Here is a 16,275-nt window from a genome sequence, read left to right as displayed (position 1 = left end):
GCGCTGTTGTCGCGGGTGCGGCGGCAAGCTGCGGAGACCTTCTCCTGCCCGGGCACTCCCATGCAACTCCAGGGCGCCGTAGCGCGTGCACATCCGCTGCGCGCTGCGGCGCCGAGCTGGTACCCGCCGTTGCGATCGCAATTACCCCGCGTTCACGGGTGCCGGTGCATATGGCAACTCTCGAAGATCTTCGGAGCATCTCCATGAACTACGCGATCCGCGGCATCGGGCTGGTGCTGGCCACGGGTGTCTTGCTGCTCACCGGCTGCGTGAGCCCGGGTGGTTATGGAAGCTATCCCGATGGTTACGGGCAGCCCGATCAGGGATACCCCTCGCAGTACGGCAGCCAGTTGCAGGGCACCGTCGACAGCGTCGACACCGCCTACGATCGCATCCTGCTGGTCGTCGACGACCCGCGCGCCGGCCGTGCACAGCGCACGGAAGTGCGCTACGACCAGCGCACCCGCCTGTTCTACCAGGGGCGCGAGAGTTCGGTGGAAGGATTGGAGCGGGGTGACGTGGTCCGCATCGATGTCGCGCAGTCGGGCCGAGAACTCTGGGCGCGCCAGGTCGAGGTGGTGCGCAATGTGCGCGAAGGGGGGTACGGCGGCGGCTACGGCGCGGGCAGCGCCCAGGACCTGCGTGGCTCGGTCGCGCTGGTCGACACGCGGGCGCGGCTGATCCGCCTCGACGGCGGCGGCTACGGCAACAACGTGCAGTTGCGTTACGACGGCCGTACCACGGTCGAGTACCAGGGGCGCAGCTACCGCCCGGAGGACATGCAGCGCGGCGACCTCGTGCGCATCCAGGCGCGGCAGGTCGGCAACAACGAATGGCTGGCGGAGCGCATCTTCGTGGAGCGGTCGGCAGGGCGCTGAACACGCGCCTGCGCTTCGCGGGTGCGGCCCGGGATTAACAAACCATCCATATGGATGGTGATAGGCTGGCGCATGCCATCCAGAAGCACCCGCACATGACCGACCTGCGCCCGCGCGCCATTGCCGACAGCGAGAAGATCACCATCAACCTCGGGGTCGTCGACCTCGGCCAGATCGACCTGCTGGTGCAGGAAGGCTTCTATTCCAACCGCACCGACCTCATCCGCACCGCCATCCGCAACCAGCTGGCCGTGCACGGCGACGCGCTGCGGACCACGGTCGCGCGCCGCACGCTGGTGATGGGGCTGCAGGACTACGGGCGCCGCGAGCTCGAAGCCGCGCGCGATGCCGGCGAACGCCTGCGCATCCAGGCACTGGGCCTGGTTCGTATTGCAGACGACGTCGCGCCGGAGCTGGCGCTTGCGGCCATCGAATCGATTTCGGTGCTCGGCGTGCTGCAGGCAAGCGCCAAGGTCAAGGCCGCGCTGGCCGGCCGCATCCACTGATCAGGACACCCGATGACACCCGGAAACAACACCATGCGCCAGGCGATGCGCCTGATGCAGGCCGGCGATCTGCAGGCCGCGACACGCACCATCCAGGACGCGCTTGGCGGCAACGCTGGCGCGGCTCCAGTCGCTTCCGGGCACGGCGGACATGACGTGCGCGGCAATGCAGATGCGCGCGGGCCCTGCATCGAGGGCGAGTTCCGGGTGGTCGAGGGCGGCAAGGCGCAAACCGCCGAGGTGCCATGCAAAACGCGTCGCGGCAGCCACTCGCGCCACCGCTTCTCCTGCGACGCCGGAGCGTTGGACTATCGGTTGCATATTCCCGCAGGCCTCGACACCGCCGGCGCGCCCCTGCTCGTGATGTTGCACGGCTGCACGCAGACACCTGAGGATTTCGCCCGCGGCACGCGCATGAACGACCTTGCGGGCGAGCGGGGCTACGTCGTGGCCTGGCCTGCGCAGTCGGCCCAGCGCAACCAGAACCTGTGCTGGAACTGGTTCCGCGGCAGCGACCAGCAGCGCGGGCAGGGTGAGCCGGCGATCCTCGCCGCGCTGACCAGGGACCTCGTCGCTTCCCACCGACTGGACGCCGGTCGCGTGTATGTAGCCGGCCTGTCCGCGGGCGGCGCGATGGCCGCGGTGCTCGCCAGCACGCACCCGGATATCTACGCCGCCATCGGCGTGCACTCCGGCCTGCCGATCGGGATGGCCAGCGACGTGCCGTCGGCGTTCGCGGCCATGCGCCAAGGTGGTGGACGCAGCCGGCGTGCATCCGCCGCGGGCACTGCGCCCGTGCCTGCGATCGTGTTCCACGGCGACAGCGACACCACCGTGCATCCGGGCAATGGCCACGGCGTGGTCGAACAGAGTCTCGGCCGTGGCAGCGAAGCAGCCGAGGCCAGCACGGTCGAACGCAGCATCGCGCCGGGCGGACGCAGTGTGACCCGCACCGTGCATCGCGCTGCCGATGGCCGGGTCGCGGCCGAGCACTGGGTCATCCATGGCGCCGGCCACGCCTGGGCCGGCGGCGATGCGGCGGGCACATACACCGATCCGCAAGGGCCGGACGCGTCGGCGGAGATGCTGCGGTTCTTTGCGGGTTGCCGGATCGCTTAAAGTAGGCCTCCGCCGGAGCAGATGCCACGATGCCGAGCTGGCCCTTCCCGCGCGAAGTGCTTGAAGACAGCAATCCGCTCCTCGGCCTGAGCACCGAACAGGTCACCGGGCGCCGACGCCGTTTCGGCGACAACGACGTGACCGGGGCGACGCCGCGGCGCTGGTGGACGGCCGCCGCGGCGTCGGCGCGCGATCCGATGCTGTGGTTCCTGCTGGTGGTGAGCCTGCTGTTCCTGGCACTCGGCGACCGTGCCGAAGCGCTCGTGCTGCTGCTGGCGATCGTGCCCCTGCTGGGCATGGACGCCTGGCTGCACCGGCGTACGCAGGCGTCGACGGAAGGCCTGGCCAGCCGCCTGGCCGCCGAGGCCCGCGTTCTGCGCGACGACAGCTGGCAGGTGCTGCCGGCCCGCGAGCTGGTGCCAGGCGATGTGGTGGAGGTGGCCGCGGGTGACTGGATCCCGGCCGACGGCCTGGTGCTGTCCGGCGGCGATCCCCAGTTCGACGAATCGTCGCTCACCGGTGAGTCGCTGCCGGTGCGCAAGCGCGCGTTCGAGGTCGCCGGCGCGCTGCCCGACAGCGTCGATGCGTCGCACTGGGCGCACGCCGGGACGCGCCTGCTCACCGGCAGCGCGCGCTTGTGGGTCGTGCATACCGGTGCGCTGACCCGCTACGGCGAGATCGTGCGCCTGGCGCGTGCCGGCGGCCAGGCGCGCACGCCGCTGCAGCAGTCGGTGACGCGCCTGGTGCGCGCGCTGCTCTTCGCGGCGCTGCTGCTGTGCCTGGTGCTGGCGGCGGTGCGGTTGGCGCATGGGCACGGCCTGGTCGATGCGCTGATCAGCGCGCTGACCCTGGCAGTCGCCGCGCTCCCGGAGGAATTCCCGGTGGTGTTCACCTTGTTCCTCGGGGTGGGGGTCTATCGGCTGGCCCAGCGCCAGGCGCTGGTGCGGCGCGCCGTGGCGGTGGAGAACATCGGCCGGGTGAGCGTGATCTGCTCCGACAAGACCGGCACCCTCACCGAGGGCGAGCTGCGGCTGGTCGAGACGGTCCCGGTCGATGGCATGGATGCGACCGGCCTGCTGGCGCTGGCGGCCCGTGCATCCGGTGGCGCCAATCACGACCCGATGGATCGCGCGATCCGCGAGGCGGCGCCTCCGCCGCCGGAGCACCAGGAGCGCGTGGCCACGTTCCCCTTCACCGAGGAGCGCCGGCGCGAGACCACGCTGCTGCGCGACAGCGGCAGCGACGGCCTGGTCGCCGTGGTCAAGGGCGCGCCGGAGACGGTGCTGGCGATGTGCACGGTCGGGCCCGGCAGCCTCGGCGCGTGGCGCGAGCGGCTCGATGCTTTGGCCGGTCGCGGCTGCAAGGTGATCGCCTGCGCGCACCGCGCGCTGCCGGCACACCATGCCCCGGCGCTCGAGCCGGACTCGGGCTATGCCATGGCCGGGTTGCTGGCCTTCGGCGACCCGGTGCGCGAGGGCGTGCGCGAGTCGGTGCAGGCCTGCCTGGCCGCGGGCATCCGCGTGATCATGGTGACCGGCGACCATCCGCTCACCGCCGGCGCGATCGCCGGGGAGATCGGCATCGGTGGCGGCGCACCGGTGGTGCTGAGCCTTGAAGGCCGGCAGGGCACGCCGGTGGACGCGGAGGAGCTGGCCGGCGCCGATGTCATCGCCCGCGCCGCGCCGGCACAGAAGCTGCAGCTGGTGCAGGCGCTGCAGGCGCGCGGGCACACCGTTGCGGTGACCGGCGATGGCGTCAATGACGTGCCGGCGCTGCAGGCGGCCGACATCGGCATCGCGATGGGCGAGCGCGGTACCCGCAGCGCGCGCGAGGCGGCCGCCATCGTGCTGCTGGACGACAACTTCCGCACCCTGGTCAACGCGATTGCCGAAGGCCGGCAGCTGTTTTCCAACCTGCAGCGCGGGTTCGCCTACCTGATCCTGGTGCATCTGCCGCTGGTGCTGTCGGCGGCGCTGGTGCCGCTGCTCGGGTTTCCGCTGCTGTACCTGCCGATCCACATCGTCTGGCTGGAGCTGCTCATCCACCCCACGGCGATGCTTGCCTTCCAGCTGCGCAGCGACGCGCGGCTGGAAGGGCGTCCTCCCGCGGCCGGGAGGGTGCGCTTCTTCTCGCAGCGGGCGTGGTGGGCGCTGGGGCTTGCCGGCGCAGCCGCGACCGCCGCGGTATTGGCCGGCTACCGGATCGGCAGCCTGTCGGGGAGTGCGGGCGATCCGGCAGCGGACGGGCGGTCGCTCGCGCTTGCGGTGCTGATCCTGTGCAGCGTGGCGTTCCTGGTGGTGCTCACCGGGCTGCGCGGGACGATGCCGCGGGTCATCGCCGCAGCGGGCGTGGCCAGCGTCGCGCTGATCCAGGTGCCGGCGCTCTCGGGGCTGCTGGAGGTGCGGCCGCTGGGCGCGACCGGCCTTGCCACAGCGATCGCGCTGGCAGGAGTGGTGGCGCTGGCGGCGCTGCCGCTCCGGCGCGCGTTGGACTGAAGATTGCGGGCGTGGCTGAGTAGACTTGCCGCATCCCCACACCGCACCCGAATCCATGATCAACAATGACGTGCTGCGCAGCATCCGTTACATGCTCGACCTCGGCGACAGCAAGGTGGTCGAGATCGTCCATCTGGCCGATCCCGCATTTGCCCTCGAAAAGGACGACGTGCGCCCGTTCCTGCTGAAGGAAGACGAGCCCGGGCACGTGGCCTGCAGCGACGGCGTGCTCGCGCATTTCCTCGACGGGCTGATCCTGCACCTGCGCGGCCGGGATGAGAGCGTGCCGTCGCGGCCGGTGGAGAAGCGCATCAGCAACAACATCGTGCTGAAGAAGCTGCGCGTGGCGTTCGAACTCAAGGACGTGGACATGCACGACATCTTCGCGGCGGCCGGATTCCCCGTGTCCAAGCCGGAGCTGTCGGCGTTGTTCCGCCAGCCCGGGCACAAGAATTTCCGCCAGTGCGGCGACCAGCTGCTGCGCAACTTCCTCAAGGGGCTGACGCTGCGCGTGCGCGGCGCCTGATCCGCACGTGCGCGATGGGCGCGTCAGCGCTGGTCCAGTGCGTGATGCACCAGCACGACGCACTGCGATGCGAACAGCATCTTCGATCCCAGGGTGATCTTCTTCGCGCCCATGCGTTCGAGGCCGGGGATGGTCTTCCTGGGCATCGGGATATGGTCGGTCAGCAGGAAGCAGGGATTGGACCCGAACACCTGTTCAGCGATCGGCGTGCCCTTGGGATCCAGCAGGAACAGTTGATGGTCTTCGGCAAGCGCCTGCACCAGCCGCTCGAAGCTTGACGTGCGTACGGTGACGCCCGATTCCACCGGCCGCGCCTCGTCCTTGCCCATTCCATTCGAGGCATCCAGCGCTTTCGCGATCTTGCCCAGCAGCGCGCGTTCGTCGAAGCCGCCGATCTCGTGCATGGCGTTGACGTCGAAGCGGATGGTGCGGGAAAAATCGCGGGTGCTTTCCAGCACCAGGTAGACCATGACATCCGGACGATGCGATTGCGCCACGAAAATCGCATTCATCAATGTATGCGCGAGGATTTCGGTGTGCGCATCCTTCCCGACCGAGGCCAGCAGTGCCTGGCTGTCGGTGGGTGCTGCGCGCGCTCTCAGTACGAAGGTTCGCATGGGTGTCCCGGGTGGAAGTCGTCTCGTGCGGCACGCTGCAGGCCGCGCGGCCATTGTCCCGGCAAACCGGTGGGGGGTCGAATGGCCGATCGGCAGGCGCCGATCCGTTGTGTCGATTTGCAGCGGCGCGATCGTCAGCGCCAATCCCCCAACTGGAGTGCCCACATGACCTACGTCACCGGTTTCCTGGTCCCTGTCCCCAATGGCAACAAGGATCGCTACATCAAGTCCGCCGAGGCCGGTTGGGCGCTGTTCCAGAAGCACGGCGCGCTGAAGCAGGTCGAGGCCTGGGGCGAACACATCGAGGACGGCAAGACCACGGACTTCAAGCGCGCGGTCAAGCTGGAAGACGGGGAACAGGTGGTCTTCTCCTGGCTCATCTGGCCCGACAAGGCCACCGCCGACGCGGCGTGGGAAAAGATGCAGAACGACCCGGCCATGAAGGAAATGGACATGCCCTTCGACGGCAAGCGGATGATCTGGGGCGGGTTCCAGACCATCTTCGAAAGCTGACCCGCGACTCCCAAAAAAAGGCCCGGACAAGTCCGGGCCTTTTCAATTGATCGTGCGAAGCGCGGTCAGGCCGGTCCGAAGACCTTGGCGGCGTTCTTGTCGCGCTTCTCGGCCTTCTTTTCCTTCGCGGTCTTGGCCGGTTTCTTCTTCGTTTCCTTCTTCTTGTCCAGACCCTTGCTCATTTCATTCTCCTCGGCGCGTTGATAAGGCACTGCGGGTGCAGGCGGCCTGCCCAGTATGCGCCAGCCGCGGTCGCGTCACGGGCGCAGGTAGCCCGAGTACACCCAGTCCGCCACCTGGTTTCCCATGCGCAGGCCGGCGGTGCATCCCTCGAGGAAGTGCAGGCCGCCGTACACCCGGCTGAGCGCCTGCTCGTTCTCCGCCAGCGTGAGCCTTGCGTAGCCGCGGGTGATGGTCTTCGGCGGCAGCGCGGTCAGCGGTGCGGGCAGCGGCGTGGCCGGCGCAGTGACGGTCCGGGTGAAGGGAAGTACATCTGTGCCGAAGAAGCGCCGCAAGGTCTGCGCAACGGCGCCGGTCAGGCCGGTCGAGGCGCACGGGTAGTCCGGATACGGCGGCGTCTGCAGGAACGGCCGCCACCAGCGGTCGCTGTGGGTCCACGGGTTGCCGTCGTTGCGCCAGCGGATCGCGGTTACCGGGCGCCAGAAATTGTAGAAATACTTGCTCTCCATGTTGGTGACGTGGGTGTCGGAGGTGGCGATGTTGACCAGTGCGAACAGCCGGGCATGCTCCCAAAGGTCCAGGCCGCGCGGGGCGACCGCGAGGCGCACGTTCGCGTTCCATTCCAGCCCGCCGCCGGCCCAGAAACGCGCGATGTCGCTCGGCTCCGAGTCGGGCTGCGCGCCGCGCACGCGCGCGTCGCCAACCTGTTTCACGAACGCGTACTCGGCGGTGTAGCGGACGCCGCGCAACCTGAAGATCGCGGCCCGCGGCGCGCGGAAGCGCGTGGCGCTGTCGAGGGCGAAGGGCGTGACCGCGGACCAGCCGGTGAAGGCAGGTGTGGTGACGGCGGGAAACTCCGGCGCCGGCGTGGGCTGGTGCACGCCCAGCCCGGGTGGCAGCGTGTACGGCGGCGAGTTGGGCGTGCCCGAGCCGTCGATCGGCACCAGGCCCGTGGCGGTGGCGTCATAGCGCAAGGCGATGATGGCGTCCGCGGCGTCCTCGCCCGCGGCAATGCCCGCCGCCTCGGGGAGGGTCGGTGCGCCCGGGCCGATCGCGGCCGCGTAGGCGGCTTCGATCGCCTGGATCGCGAGCGCGCGATTGGTGTCTTCAGGCGGCGTGGCCGGCGGCAGCGCCGACATCATTGCCAGCAGCGCGGTGCGTGCGGCCGCCGCGACGGCGGCGTCGGGCGCAGCAATCGGGGAGGCGAGCGGCAGGTCGTTGTAGGTCTCGAAGCGCGGCTCGATGCTGTTCAACGCGTCGTGCACGGCGATCTGGGTGATCGCCATCATGCGGGCCTGCTGCTGCGGGCCGCCGAAGCGTGGCCCGACCACGGGGCCACTGGCGAGCGCGTTCCAGTCGGTGACCGAGTCCGCCTGCACCGGAAGGGCGAAGGCGAGCAGCAGAGCGGTGGCAAGCAGGCCCCGGCGTGCGGGGCGGGTGGGGGAGACGTTCATGTCGGGGGTTCCTGGCACGGGGGAGGAGCGCGCCTCCCCTGTGTGCCCGTTGTCCGGACCAGCGCACCTTGTCCAACGTCCAAAACCCGACGTTCCGGCAACCCGATGGTGAGGATGTCTCAGTCCTGCTCCCGGGGCGCCTGGGCGGGGTCGAAGGCGAGCAGGTCACCCGGCTGGCAGGCGAGCGCGGCACAGATGGCCTCCAGCGTCGAGAACCGGATCGCCTTGGCCTTGCCGGTCTTCAGGATCGACAGGTTTGCCAGCGTGATGTCGACGCGCGCGGCCAGCTCGGTGAGCGTCATGCGCCGCTCGTGCAGCAGCTCATCGAGGCGGACGAGGATGCCCATGTCACACCGTTCCTTCGAGGTCGCTGCGCATGCGCGCGCCCTCGGCGAACACGCGCGCGAGCACGAACAGCAGCAGCACCGCCAGCCAGGGCGCCACGGAGAAGTGCAGGTCGAGGTCCAGCTCCGGCATGGATGACGTGGTGGCCAGTGCGATCGCGCCGATCAGCAGCCGCAGGCCCTCGCCCGCAAGCACCCACCAGGCGATGGCCTCCAGGCGCCGTGCGTTGCCGGACACGAACGGGTCGCCGGCACGCACGGTTTCGACGATGGCCAGCAGCTGGCGCAGGACGCGATCGACAACCGCCGCGCCGACGATGCCCAGTAACAGGATCGCGCGCAGGCCGACGACGATCCGGTCGCGGTGTTCTGCCGGGAACAGCATGCCCAGCGCGTCCCAGAGGATGGTCCCCGGAATCAGGCTCAGGACCAGCATCACCAGCACGCCGACGGCGTAGGCCAGGTTGAGGACGATCAGGACGCGGATCAGCGGCCGCGACCACGCGAGGGCAGCGGTCGGGGCATTCGGAACGTTCATGGGGCAGCTCCTGCGCATCGAGGATCGATATTAAACATATCGAAAAACAATATGCAAGAGCCGCGTCGCGCATGTCTGAAAACGTGCTGCAGAGCAAGATGCACAACTGTTCATTTTGTGTACAGTCGTATATGAGTCGACCGCGAAGCCTTCCCCCCGGTGTTCTGGCGGGGGCAGCCAGGTCGGACTCGGGGGTCAGGTTGTTCCTTGGTTTTCCGCGTTTTCGTGGTCCAACGACACAGCACTTAGGGGTACATCGAATGAATCGAATGGGAAAGATGGCGGTCGGCATCGCGCTGGCCATGGGCATGGCGTTTACCGGGGGCACCATGGCCGCTGGCGTTGAACGCGCCGCAAAGCCCGACGGCAACGTGAAGTTCTTCCTGGCGGATCCGGAGCTGGGCGTGGCCGGTGTTTACACCGTCAATGGCACCGAGCTGTACTTCGAGGCCCGCAGGACGCTGGATGCCGCCACCGGCGCGCCGGGTGCACTCAGCCTGCGGGTCATCGACGGCGAAGCCCGCACCGTGGCCCTGGGCGGCGAGCCCTACGCCAAGCAGTGGGAGCCGCAGCACGGCGAGTTCACCAAGTCCGACGGCTTTGCCTATTCCGACCTCCTGTCCGGGCTGGGCGGGGCGCTTGAAGCCGCCAACCTGCACGTGGCGCTGTCGGCCGAGAAATCGGCACTGGCGGACCTGGCGCGGCAGGCGGCGGGCGCCCCGGCGGCGCGCTACCCGGTGCGTGCGGGCGTGGATGCCCGGCGGTCTTCCGCTCCGGATGCAGCGCAGGTCGCCGATTTCTACGTGCGCTCGGCAAAGGAACTCGGGATCGCCAGGGAGCGCGACGGCACCATCCAGGCCAACCTGGGCAACGGCATCACGCTGCTGGGGTCGCAGAAGTTCATCGCCGACGAGCCTGGCGCCGACGGGCAGATGGGCCGCATCGACGCCTATTCGATGGTGAAAGCCGCGGACGGCTACGTGCTGGCATCGGAACTCGGTGGCGACGAGGTGCCGAAGGGCTGGCTGGAGTCGATGGAAGCCGAAAACGCGCGCGACCACCACGCGCTGGCCACTGATTTCGGCCGAGCGGCAACCGCGTTGAACGCGCTGGCCTACAGCGGCACGTGGGCACAGGGCGTCGCACAGGGCAATCCCGCCGAACAGGCGACGATGCAACGCCTGGCGCAGACCCTGGCCACGCACCTCCTGCCGGTACGCGATGACGCGGTGGCTGCGGGCGATGTCCGGCGCGCGGCCGGCGGCATGTACCAGACCTACATCCAGGTGTGGCGCAAGCCGTTCGTGGTGATCGCCGAGCATTCGGGCACGCGCGTTGGCAAGTGGCGTTACAACAGCGCGACCTCGACGGTGAAGACGCACCAGGGCTGGACCAGCTACTGCAACCACGGCACCTGCGCGGCCACCGAGAACATGACCCACAAGTGCACGTTCACCGGCCCGCGCCTGACGTACTACCGCGTGCCGGCGCGGCGCACCGATGCCGGCGGCCACACCTGTTCCACGCCGTACTGGGCGATCGCGCGCGGCGGGCATCACAACTGCCACGACGATTCCTCGACCCAGGTCAGGGCGGTCCGCGGTCAGGCGTACGGCTCCAACAGCTACCGCTGCAACGATTCCATCTACTGGATGTACGCGCCGACCTGCACGGCGCAGTAAGCAAGGTACTTCCCAGGTTGCATCGACGACGCCGGACACCCGTCCGGCGTCGTCATTTTCCGCCGGCGTGCATCGCGCGCGCGCCGATGACGATCATCTTGACCATCATCGTCAGGTCTTCGATCTGCTGCGGGTAGCGTTCGCGCGGCATGTCCATCGCGCTCGCACCCACCGCGAACACCAGGCGAGTGATGGCGCGGGCCACCACCGCCGGCTCGTGCAGCGGCACGCCGGTGACCTTGGCCAGCAGGATCAGGTCCACGCGCAGCTCTTCCTCGAAATAGGAGAGCTGGCGGTCCACCGCCTGCTTGTAGGCATCCGAACCCGCGAGACCCTCCCGCAGCAGCAGCTGCAGCAGCTGGTCGTCGGCGCTCAGCTGGTCGAAGAAGGCCTCCACGGAGCTGCGCACAACGCCGTGGCCCGAGCTTGCGCGCTGGCGGCGCGCCTGGCCGATGATCGTGCGCAGTGAAACGCCCGCGCGCTCGATCAGCGTGACCGCGAGTTCGTCGATGTCGCGGAAATGCCGATAGAAACTGTTCGGCGCGATGCGCGCTTCGCGTGCGACTTCGCGCAGGCCAAGCGTGGACACGCTGCGGTTCGGCCCGAGCAGGGCCAGCGCCGCGCTGATCAGGTCTTCTCGCGTGATCGAGGGCCTCCGGCCGAGGGCGGGGCGGGGAGGCAGGGCGGAATCGGGCACGGCTGAGTGGGCATCGCAGGTGGAGAGCCGACATCATGGCGCAAACCGCGATACATCTGTGCAGGAACCTGAATCCGTGTTGCGCAGGGCGAAGCTGCGGGGCGAGCCGATCCGTGGCAGGAACATGAACCACTTCAGCAATTCCGGTGTCTTGCGTGCAATGCGTACACGCGGTTGTGGCGTGGGCATGGCTAGCCTCGACGCGTCGAATCCCCGACGCACGAAGCAAATCCGCCCCAACGAGAAGCCTGTCGACGATGAACTCCACCGCTCCGCGCCGTTGCCCCCACGCCACCGCATCCGCCAACGTCCAGGCGACGCGGTCCCCCGTTCCTCCCGCCGCTGGCGCAATGACCGCGCGGTTCCTGGATTTCGTGGGCGCTCAGTCCTTCCCCTGCGTGGGCGCGAAAGGCGCGCTGGCGCGCGATGCGATCGACGTGCACGAGTTCGCTCGTCTCGGCGATCGCAGTAATGACGCATCGCTGCTCGATGCACTCGGCACGTTCGCGATGATGGTCGACGACGCCGACCCGGCAGACAGCACGACGTACTCGTTCGTGGCCCTGTTCGATGGTCCGCAGGATGCCGATGAGAGCCGTTTCGAGGCGCTGCTGTGGTCGCAACTGCAGCGCCTGCACGACATCGACGTGCGCCGTGGCACGCGCTGGGCCCCTGACGTGAGCCGTGATCCGGGAGACCCGCGCTTCAGCCTGAGCCTCGCGGGGCATCCGTTCTTCGTGATCGGCCTGCACCCCGGCGCTTCGCGCATGGCGCGCCGCTTTGCGTGGCCGGCACTGGTCTTCAATTCACATCGCCAGTTCGAACAGCTGCGCGCCGATGGCCGTTACCCGAAGATGCAGGCGGCCACGCGCGAGCGCGACACCGCGCTGCAAGGCTCGATCAACCCCAACCTCGCCGACTTCGGTGCCGCCGCGGAAACGCGGCAGTACAGCGGCCGCGAAACAGAGGCCGGATGGACATGCCCGTTCCGCGTGCGGAGCCCGAAATGAGCGAAGCCGCGACAGCCGAGCGCATCGCGCCCTGTTCCGGACGCGCGGTGGAGCTCGCGGCGGGCGACGTCCTGGTCGTCATCGACCCGATGGGCCAGCAGGTCAGCGACCTCACTGCGTTCTCGCGGGAAGATACGGCCGAATACCTCTCCTCGGGCCGCTCCATCGACTACGCATCGAAATTGTGGCTGAGCACCGGCGACGTGCTGTATTCCAACCGCAGCCGCCCGATGTTCACCATCCTCGAGGACACCTGCGGGCGACACGACTTCACGCTCACACCGTGCTCGAAGCGGATGTTCGAACTGCTTTATGGTGAGGCTGAAGGACGCCCCGGTTGCGAAGGCAACCTGGCGTCCGCGCTCGCCCCGTATGGCATCGGGATCGATCGGGTGCCCATCGCGTTCAACATTTTCATGAACGTCTCGGTGGACGGCACGACCGGGAACGTCGCGGTGCTGCCGCCGCTAAGCAAGGCGGGCGACTTCATCCGCCTGCGCGCGGAGATGCCGCTGGTGGTCGCGATGACCGCGTGTTCGGCGGGTCAGTCGAACAACTTCAGCTACAAGCCCATCGATTTCAGGCTGGAAAAGGGCAGCGGTCCCGCGCCGGGCGCCATTGGCCCGCCTGCCACGGATTGCTAGTCTGGCCGCCGTATCCGGATCGGCAGGCGGCAACTTGGACAGACGACACTTCATCGGCACCGCGGCGCTCGCGGGCCTGCTGTTGCCGCTCGCAGGTGGGGGCAGGGCCATCGCCTCGCCGGCTGGCCGCCTGCTGCCGGTCGCGCTCAAGCGCGGCGACACCGTGGCGCTGGTCAGTCCGTCGTCGCAGGTGGACGACAGTTTCAACCTGCAGCTCGCGCGCGAGGTCATGGAAGCGCTCGGGTTCAAGGTGAGGACCGGGGCGAATTACGCCGCGCGGCGCGGCCACCTGGCGGGCAGCGATGCCGGGCGCGCGGACGACATCAATGCGGCGTTCGCCGACCGCGACGTCAAGGCCGTGATCTGCGTGCGTGGCGGTTCCGGCGCGGCGCGGCTGTTGCCGCTGCTCGATTACGGCGTGATCCGCGCCAATCCAAAAGCGCTGCTCGGGTATTCCGACATCACCGCGCTTCACAACGCGATCCACGCACAGACCGGCCTGGTCACCTTCCATGGGCCCAATGGCTCGGGCAGCTGGAACAGTTTCAATGCCGACCAGTTCCGGCGGCTGTTCTTCAAGCGCGAGCTGATGCAGTACCGCAACGTGGCCGATGCCGGCGACGAACTGGTGCCGCGCAAGAACCGCACGGTCACGATCACCGGCGGGAAGGTGCGGGGCGAGCTGGTGGGCGGGAACCTGGCCGTGCTGACCGCGCTGGCGGGATCGCCATACCTGCCCGACTTCCGCGGCAAGATCCTGTTCCTCGAGGATGTGGAAGAAGCGCCGTATCGCGTCGACCGCATGTTCAGCACCTTGAAGCTGATGGGTGCGCTGGACCAGATCGCCGGCTTCATCTTTGGCGAGTGCACCGACTGCAATCCGGGCGACGGCTACGGCTCGCTGACGCTGCAGGAGATCCTCGACGACTACATCCTGCCGCTGGGCATCCCGGCCTACCGCGGCGCGATGATCGGCCACATCCGCCAGCAGTTCATCCTGCCCGTCGGTGGGCGCGTGGAGCTGGATGCCGATGCCGGCAGCTTCCGGTTGCTGGAACCGGTGTTCCAGTCCTAGGTCGGTGCGGGCGCGCACGAATCGCGCAAGGGCGGCGTATTGCGGGCATTCGAGCGCAGGTGGATAGTCGCAGCCGATGGCGATTCCATTTCACTGCACCTGCGGCGCGCTCCAGGGCGAGATCGAGCCAAGCCACGCGTATGCGCGCGCCACCTGCTATTGCCGCGACTGCCGGGCGTTCGCGCGCACGCTGGGGCGAGGTGGCGACGTGCTGGATGGCATGGGCGGCGTCGACATCATCGCGATGCTCCCGGCGGGCCTGCGCATCACCGCGGGGCGCGCGCAGCTGGCGTGCCTGTCGCTCAGCCCGAAGGGGCTGCTGCGCTGGTACGCGGCCTGCTGCAACACGCCCATCGCCAACACGCCGCGCGACCGCAAGTTGCCGTACGTCGGTTTCCTCAGCCACTGCATCGCAGCTGAGCCTGGTGACGTGGACGCGGCATTCGGACCGTCGCGCATCGCGCTGAACACGGCGTCCGCCGAAGGCCAGGTGGCGGCCACGCCGGTGCGCACCGCGCTCGGCGTGCTGCGCATCATGTCGGGCGTGGCGGCGGCCAGGCTGCGCGGCCGCGGTGCGGCCAACCCGTTCTTCGCAGCCGGATCCTCCCGGCCGGTCGTCGAGCCCCGCGTATTGACGCTCCAGCAGCGTGCCGACGCCAGCAGGCCCTCCGGTCCGGCCTAGTCCACCGCGCAGCGTGCACTTCATTCGCGCTTCACCGGGACGCCATTCGCTGCTCACCGACCGCGGCGAAGATCGCGTCATCACCCTTCGGAGGCATGGCGATGACAAGGACGACGGCAGCCGGGGCTGCCGCGCGCAGGAACAGCCTGCGGCCGTGGATGTGGGGCGGCGCGGCGTGCCTGCTGCTCTTGCCGGCACTGGCGATGCAGCTGGGTGCCCCCGGCGTGGTGTGGACCGCGGAAGACTTCGTGGCGATGGGGCTGATGCTGGCGGTCGCCTGCGGGCTGTACGAGCTGGGTGCGTGGCTCGATGGCGGCTTCGCGTATCGCGCCGGCTTCGGCCTGGCGGTGCTGACCGCGTTCCTGACCGTCTGGGTCAACGTTGCGGTGGGTATGCTCGGTGACGAGGGCAACCGGGCCAACATAATGTTCGCCGGCGTGCTGGCCATCGCCGCGCTCGGCGCCATCCTGGGCCGGGGCAGGGCGCCCGGCATGTCGTGGGCCATGTTCGCAGCGGCGTGCGCGCAGCTGATGGCTGCAGGCGCGGGGCTGGCGATGGGCTTCGCGGCGCTGGAAGTGTCGCTGACCGCGTGCTTTGCGCTGCCGTGGCTGGCGGCGGGCCTGCTCTTCCTCTGGGCGAAGCCGGCCGCTCAGTCCGCGTCAGGCGCGCCGAGCGGGAAGTAGTTGCGGTAGGGCCGTCCCTCATCCACCGCACGCGCGAACGAGGGCCGGGCCAGCAGGCGCTCGCGATAGCCCAGGAGCGCGCGGTGTCGTTCCGGGATCGGATGGGTCCAGTGCGCGTAGAACAGGAATGGCGCCGCGCCGCAGTCGGCAAGGCTGAAGGCGTCGCCGGCGGCCCAGGTCCTGTCCGCCATGCGCGTGTCGAGCCAGGCGTAGGCGGTTTCCAGCATCGCCCGGGCTTCGCGCACGCCGTAGGCGTCGCGGTCGGCGGCCGGGCGGAGCGCGTCGGCCACGCACTTCTGCTGCGGCGTGGACACGTAGTTGTCGAAGAACCGGTCCATGAAGCGCACTTCGAGCGCGGTGTCGGGATCATCCGGCAGCAGCGTGCATGGACCGGGGTGGCGTTGCTGCAGGTATTCGATGATGGTGCTCGCTTCGATCACCGTGCGGCCGCGGTCCAGCAACACCGGGAACTTGCGCAGCGACCAGAGTGCGGCGAGCTGGTCCATGTGCCCGTCTTCTTCAAGATGGCGGTACTCGAACGCGGTGCCGTTCTCGTACAGCGCCACCAGCACCTTCTGGCAGTACGACGAGAACGGGTGGGCATAGAGGATCGGCAGGGAGGTCATCCGGGT

The 16,275-nt window shown here is 68.8% G+C and carries 18 protein-coding genes; 12 read left to right on the top strand and 6 right to left on the bottom strand.

All coding sequences use genetic code 11. From position 1 onward, the window contains the following. The first annotated feature begins 203 nt into the window (after positions 1 to 203). The 5 genes from JGR64_RS08450 to JGR64_RS08430 all read left to right on the top strand — a co-directional run bounded on the left by JGR64_RS08450 (position 204) and on the right by JGR64_RS08430 (position 5,524). Entirely contained in the window at positions 204 to 878 is a 675-nt protein-coding gene (locus JGR64_RS08450; RefSeq protein ID WP_199372928.1) for a DUF5666 domain-containing protein, read from the top strand. 95 nt (positions 879 to 973) lie between these two features. Beyond that, a complete protein-coding gene (locus tag JGR64_RS08445; protein WP_199372927.1) occupies positions 974 to 1,384 on the top strand; it encodes a hypothetical protein in 411 nt (136 codons plus the stop codon). Between the two features lie 12 nt (positions 1,385 to 1,396). Next, on the top strand, positions 1,397 to 2,503 hold the full coding sequence (locus JGR64_RS08440; protein ID WP_199372926.1) for a PHB depolymerase family esterase: 1,107 nt from the start codon (positions 1,397 to 1,399) through the stop codon (positions 2,501 to 2,503). A 29-nt stretch (positions 2,504 to 2,532) separates the two neighbouring features. Then, on the top strand, positions 2,533 to 4,998 hold the full coding sequence (locus JGR64_RS08435; protein ID WP_199372925.1) for an HAD-IC family P-type ATPase: 2,466 nt from the start codon (positions 2,533 to 2,535) through the stop codon (positions 4,996 to 4,998). A 55-nt stretch (positions 4,999 to 5,053) separates the two neighbouring features. Next, positions 5,054 to 5,524, top strand: coding sequence for a DUF1456 family protein (locus JGR64_RS08430; RefSeq protein WP_199372924.1), 471 nt, complete (start codon positions 5,054 to 5,056; stop codon positions 5,522 to 5,524). A 23-nt stretch (positions 5,525 to 5,547) separates the two neighbouring features. On the opposite strand, the gene trmY is transcribed toward JGR64_RS08430, so the two are convergent. Continuing rightward, the gene (gene trmY / locus JGR64_RS08425; protein ID WP_233348021.1) at positions 5,548 to 6,285 is read right to left on the bottom strand and encodes a tRNA (pseudouridine(54)-N(1))-methyltransferase TrmY; all 738 of its coding nucleotides are present in this window, start codon (positions 6,283 to 6,285) and stop codon (positions 5,548 to 5,550) included. Between the two features lie 21 nt (positions 6,286 to 6,306). Here trmY and JGR64_RS08420 point away from each other — a divergent pair, with 21 nt between their 5' ends. Further along, the gene (locus JGR64_RS08420) at positions 6,307 to 6,654 is read left to right on the top strand and encodes a DUF1428 domain-containing protein (protein WP_199372923.1); all 348 of its coding nucleotides are present in this window, start codon (positions 6,307 to 6,309) and stop codon (positions 6,652 to 6,654) included. A gap of 257 nt (positions 6,655 to 6,911) precedes the next feature. On the opposite strand, the gene JGR64_RS08415 is transcribed toward JGR64_RS08420, so the two are convergent. From JGR64_RS08415 to JGR64_RS08405, 3 genes are all read right to left on the bottom strand, one after another. After that, positions 6,912 to 8,288, bottom strand: a complete 1,377-nt coding sequence (locus JGR64_RS08415; protein ID WP_199372922.1) for a vanadium-dependent haloperoxidase — start codon at positions 8,286 to 8,288, stop codon at positions 6,912 to 6,914. A 119-nt stretch (positions 8,289 to 8,407) separates the two neighbouring features. Beyond that, positions 8,408 to 8,635, bottom strand: coding sequence for a helix-turn-helix transcriptional regulator (locus JGR64_RS08410; RefSeq protein WP_199372921.1), 228 nt, complete (start codon positions 8,633 to 8,635; stop codon positions 8,408 to 8,410). Between the two features lies 1 nt (position 8,636). Then, positions 8,637 to 9,170, bottom strand: a complete 534-nt coding sequence (locus JGR64_RS08405) for a DUF2975 domain-containing protein (RefSeq protein ID WP_199372920.1) — start codon at positions 9,168 to 9,170, stop codon at positions 8,637 to 8,639. Positions 9,171 to 9,430: 260 nt separating this feature from the next. Here JGR64_RS08405 and JGR64_RS08400 point away from each other — a divergent pair, with 260 nt between their 5' ends. After that, a complete protein-coding gene (locus JGR64_RS08400; RefSeq protein WP_200649738.1) occupies positions 9,431 to 10,852 on the top strand; it encodes a hypothetical protein in 1,422 nt (473 codons plus the stop codon). A 52-nt stretch (positions 10,853 to 10,904) separates the two neighbouring features. On the opposite strand, the gene fabR is transcribed toward JGR64_RS08400, so the two are convergent. Continuing rightward, positions 10,905 to 11,549 (bottom strand): HTH-type transcriptional repressor FabR, encoded by a 645-nt coding sequence (gene fabR, locus JGR64_RS08395; RefSeq protein WP_199372918.1) that lies wholly within the window; start codon positions 11,547 to 11,549, stop codon positions 10,905 to 10,907. A 257-nt stretch (positions 11,550 to 11,806) separates the two neighbouring features. Here fabR and gntA point away from each other — a divergent pair, with 257 nt between their 5' ends. The 5 genes from gntA (at position 11,807) to JGR64_RS08370 (ending at position 15,643) form a co-directional block, all read left to right on the top strand. Further along, positions 11,807 to 12,559, top strand: a complete 753-nt coding sequence (gene gntA / locus JGR64_RS08390) for a guanitoxin biosynthesis heme-dependent pre-guanitoxin N-hydroxylase GntA (RefSeq protein WP_199372917.1) — start codon at positions 11,807 to 11,809, stop codon at positions 12,557 to 12,559. Continuing rightward, entirely contained in the window at positions 12,556 to 13,203 is a 648-nt protein-coding gene (locus JGR64_RS08385; RefSeq protein WP_199372916.1) for an urea carboxylase-associated family protein, read from the top strand. The genes gntA and JGR64_RS08385 overlap by 4 nt, the downstream gene beginning before the upstream one ends. 34 nt (positions 13,204 to 13,237) lie before the next feature. Beyond that, positions 13,238 to 14,278: an LD-carboxypeptidase gene (locus tag JGR64_RS08380; protein WP_199372915.1), complete on the top strand. Its 1,041-nt coding sequence runs from the start codon at positions 13,238 to 13,240 to the stop codon at positions 14,276 to 14,278. Positions 14,279 to 14,354: 76 nt separating this feature from the next. After that, positions 14,355 to 14,960 (top strand): DUF6151 family protein, encoded by a 606-nt coding sequence (locus tag JGR64_RS08375; protein ID WP_199372914.1) that lies wholly within the window; start codon positions 14,355 to 14,357, stop codon positions 14,958 to 14,960. A gap of 101 nt (positions 14,961 to 15,061) precedes the next feature. Then, the gene (locus JGR64_RS08370; RefSeq protein WP_199372913.1) at positions 15,062 to 15,643 is read left to right on the top strand and encodes a hypothetical protein; all 582 of its coding nucleotides are present in this window, start codon (positions 15,062 to 15,064) and stop codon (positions 15,641 to 15,643) included. On the opposite strand, the gene JGR64_RS08365 is transcribed toward JGR64_RS08370, so the two are convergent. Further along, positions 15,610 to 16,269: a glutathione S-transferase family protein gene (locus JGR64_RS08365; RefSeq protein WP_199372912.1), complete on the bottom strand. Its 660-nt coding sequence runs from the start codon at positions 16,267 to 16,269 to the stop codon at positions 15,610 to 15,612. The genes JGR64_RS08370 and JGR64_RS08365 overlap by 34 nt on opposite strands. Positions 16,270 to 16,275: the final 6 nt, after the last annotated feature.

Origin of the sequence: Luteimonas sp. MC1572, assembly GCF_016615815.1 — a bacterium.
GTDB lineage: Bacteria > Pseudomonadota > Gammaproteobacteria > Xanthomonadales > Xanthomonadaceae > Luteimonas.
Note: the sequence above shows the minus strand (reverse complement) of the source record. Positions and strands in the feature narration are given on the sequence as shown.